The sequence below is a fragment of the Erwinia sp. genome (genome assembly GCF_031978025.1).
Taxonomy (GTDB): Bacteria; Pseudomonadota; Gammaproteobacteria; order Enterobacterales; family Enterobacteriaceae; genus Erwinia.
This window is the reverse complement of sequence record NZ_DALZCD010000378.1, coordinates 1-3202: the sequence shown is the minus strand read 5'-3', so window position 1 is coordinate 3202 and position 3202 is coordinate 1. Positions and strand designations below refer to the sequence as shown.

Genomic DNA, 3202 nt, shown 5'->3' with positions numbered 1-3202 from the left:
GCGACGCTATTGATCCCGAACGGCCTGTGCTAGACTGCTGCTGTACTAGTTAAAGAGTATGGGCCACCTATGACCAAACCTTCCATTCCTGTCACTATGGAACCGCACAACGAAGAGTGGCAGCGCTTTGTTGTGCTGCTCCAGCGCGCTTTTGACAACGGACTGCACCTGCCGCTACTCCAACTGATGATGACGCCAGACGAGCGCGAGGCGTTGGGTACGCGCTTGCGTATTATCGAGGAGCTGATGCGCGGCGAAATGAGCCAGCGCGAACTGAAAAACGATTTAGGCGTCGGTATTGCCACCATTACCCGAGGCTCCAACAGCCTGAAAAGCACACCGCCCGCGTTGAAAGACTGGCTGGAAGCGCAGCTGTTAAAAGGGTCAGATAAAATCTGAACCCTCGGCCTTCTGCTGGTATACGGCGTTATGGAAAGGGCAAAGCGCCAAAATAAGCGCCTGATGATAGACGCTGGTGCGGCTGAGTTGACCGGCGGTAAAGGCACCAATCGCGCCACCTTTGTGCTTGATGTTTTCAATACCGGTCAGGCTCGCCATCACTTCGCCCAGTTCGCGACCGGCCATAATGCCTTTCAGCACGACCGGTGGGAGCGTAAAGCTGGCGGAGCGGGACTCGCCGCGCTGCTGACGGTTTTCAATGACCATCCAGGCAAACGCGCTTTCCCCTTCAATACCGGCTTCAACGGCTACCCAAAAATCCGCCTGCGGGCGAAGCCGCCGCGCATTTTGTACACGCTGACGTGCGCCAGTTCTCGTTTCTGCATCGGTAAGAGGCTGCGCAGCGACGCCGCTGTCGACCTCGATACCCTCCATATGGCAGGATCCTTCACCGAAAATATCGCTAAAAGCCTGCGAAATGGCCTTAATTTTTGCCGGATTGATGGTTGCAGCGACAACATGGTACATAATTAGTTGAACCTTCTACGCAAATTTGCCGCAGTATAACGGAAAACAGTAATGCTACAGGTCTATCTTGTTCGCCACGGGGAAACGCTTTGGAATGCAGCGAGACGCATTCAGGGACAGTCGGACAGTGCACTAACGGCTAAAGGAGAGCAGCAGGCACGGCAGGTGGGGGAACGGATGAAACATCTGGGCATCACCCACGTTATCGCCAGCGACCTGGGCCGTACCAAACGAACGGCTGAAATTATCGCGGACGCCTGCGGCTGCGACGTCACGCTGGATCCGCGTCTGCGTGAACTCAATATGGGTGTGCTGGAACAGCGCCCGTTAGATTCGTTAACGCCGGAAGAAGAAAGCTGGCGCACAGCGCTAATCAACGGTACCGAAAACGGACGTATTCCAAACGGCGAGTCCATGACGGAACTGGCTGCGCGGATGCATGAGGCGCTCAATGCCTGCCTGCAGCTGCCTGCCGGCAGTCGGCCTTTGCTGGTCAGCCACGGTATGGCGCTGGGCGCGTTGGTCAGTACGCTGCTGGGACTGCCGGCCTGGGCCGAGCGTCGACTGCGGCTGCGCAACTGCTCCATTTCCCGCGTCGATTATCAAAAGAGCGCCTGGCTGGCGTCCGGCTGGGTGGTAGAGACAGCGGGCGACGTGTCGCATCTGGATGCGCCCGCGCTGGACGAGCTACAGCGTTAACGGGAGCGTGAAGCCACGCGGAAACGGCTTCACGGCTCAACCTGACGGCGGATGGGAATCAGATATTCGCAGCGAATATCTTTTGGCGGTTCCGGCTGTCTTTTTCCGCCGTGGGTATAGAAACGCTCAATATCCTGACCGTAACGGCGTGTAAGCTGCAGCGTCGGCATACAGGTGCCGTAAATCAGCAGGATAAATTCCTGCAGGCTGTTTCTCGGCCCTTCGTAGGTAAACTGCACATACTCACCGCCTTCCAGCAGCACTGTTTGCGTTGCCGGAAACGGGTGAGTAAGCTTTTCAGACGGCACGGCAGTAGTGTAGAGAATTTCCTGCTCATCATCTTTCTCTACGCTTGGCCGCGACTGGTGCAGACCGTACAGCACGGGCGGGATAGTGTCCGTTTCCGTCAGAAACTGCCGCCAGAAGTGCAGGCGCATTTCATCGCGGTAGCTGGAGATCTGCTCCAGCGTACAGGTATAGTTTTGCGTTTGTCCGACCAGTACCGTTTCCGGCAGGTTCACATACGTGGCCTCGGGCAGCTGGAAATCATCCAGACGGATCGGTGGACGCAGACCGAAAGAGTGCCAGTCAGACGCGCGACGATACCAGGCGGGCGTCTGATTAAACTGTTTTTTGAATGCGCGCGTGAAGGTTTGCTGCGAGTCAAAGCGATACTGCAGTGCAATATCCAGAATAGGACGGCTGGTCAGGCGCAGCGCGACCGCAGCTTTTGAAAGCCGGCGTGCACGGATATAGGCGCCAATAGCATGGCCAGTCACTTCTTTAAACATCCTTTGCAAATGCCATTTTGAATAGCCTGCTCTGGCAGCAACGTGATCCAGAGACAACGGCTGGTCAAGGTGGCCTTCAAGCCAGACTAGCAGGTCGCGAATGATACCGGCTTGATCCATAAAACGTCCTCATCCTGGTTAATATTGGCATAGCAGCGGGGCTGACAGCGATCTTTCGTATTCTGAATCCGTTATGCTATACCGGGGCACGGCAGGTCCGCCAGCGTAAATACGTTGAGCGAAGTAACTTACGATGTCATCTATTTTCTATGCAATGGTAACGATATGACAATAAAAAAAATGTTAATGGTCACGGCGATCATGCTCGCGCCTTACGCGGCGCATGCTGAGGTGGTTGGTTCGGTCGATACTACTTTCAAAGTGTTCGGGCCGGACCATAAAATTGTGGTCGAAGCTTTCGACGATCCCGATGTCCAAAACGTGACCTGCTACCTCAGCCGGGCAAAAACGGGCGGGATTAAAGGCGGTTTAGGTTTGGCAGAAGATACGTCGGACGCTGCTATTTCCTGCCAGCAGGTTGGGCCAATAACGCTCAGCGACAAGATTGCTCAGGGTAAAGCAGAGGGTGAAGTGGTGTTCCGTAAACGCACATCGCTGGTCTTCAAAAAGCTTCAGGTGGTCCGTTTTTTCGATCGCAAGCGCAACGCGCTTATTTACCTGAGCTATTCCGACAAGGTGGTGGAAGGATCGCCTAAAAATGCATTAAGCGCCGTACCCATCATGCCCTGGAGTCGCTAAGGCAAACGTGAGGGGGCCGCGAAAAC

5 protein-coding genes are annotated in these 3202 nt (G+C 55.2%); 3 read left to right on the top strand and 2 right to left on the bottom strand.

The window, feature by feature from the left end; genetic code table 11:
- Nucleotides 1–69: 69 nt before the first annotated feature.
- Nucleotides 70–399, top strand: coding sequence for a trp operon repressor (trpR, locus tag RTK32_RS20540; protein ID WP_312047190.1), 330 nt, complete (start codon nucleotides 70–72; stop codon nucleotides 397–399).
- Here trpR and yjjX read toward each other — a convergent pair.
- Entirely contained in the window at nucleotides 385–927 is a 543-nt protein-coding gene (gene yjjX, locus RTK32_RS20535) for an inosine/xanthosine triphosphatase (protein WP_312047188.1), read from the bottom strand. The genes trpR and yjjX overlap by 15 nt on opposite strands.
- Before the next feature lie 51 nt (nucleotides 928–978).
- On the opposite strand from yjjX, the gene gpmB reads away from it, so the two are divergent.
- Nucleotides 979–1626, top strand: a complete 648-nt coding sequence (gene gpmB, locus RTK32_RS20530; RefSeq protein WP_312047186.1) for a 2,3-diphosphoglycerate-dependent phosphoglycerate mutase GpmB — start codon at nucleotides 979–981, stop codon at nucleotides 1624–1626.
- 29 nt (nucleotides 1627–1655) lie between these two features.
- On the opposite strand, the gene robA is transcribed toward gpmB, so the two are convergent.
- Nucleotides 1656–2537: an MDR efflux pump AcrAB transcriptional activator RobA gene (gene robA, locus RTK32_RS20525; RefSeq protein ID WP_312047184.1), complete on the bottom strand. Its 882-nt coding sequence runs from the start codon at nucleotides 2535–2537 to the stop codon at nucleotides 1656–1658.
- A gap of 165 nt (nucleotides 2538–2702) precedes the next feature.
- Between robA and creA the strand changes: the two genes are divergently transcribed.
- Complete coding sequence (creA, locus tag RTK32_RS20520; protein ID WP_312047182.1) at nucleotides 2703–3176, top strand: protein CreA; 474 nt, start codon at nucleotides 2703–2705, stop codon at nucleotides 3174–3176.
- Nucleotides 3177–3202 lie beyond the last annotated feature (26 nt).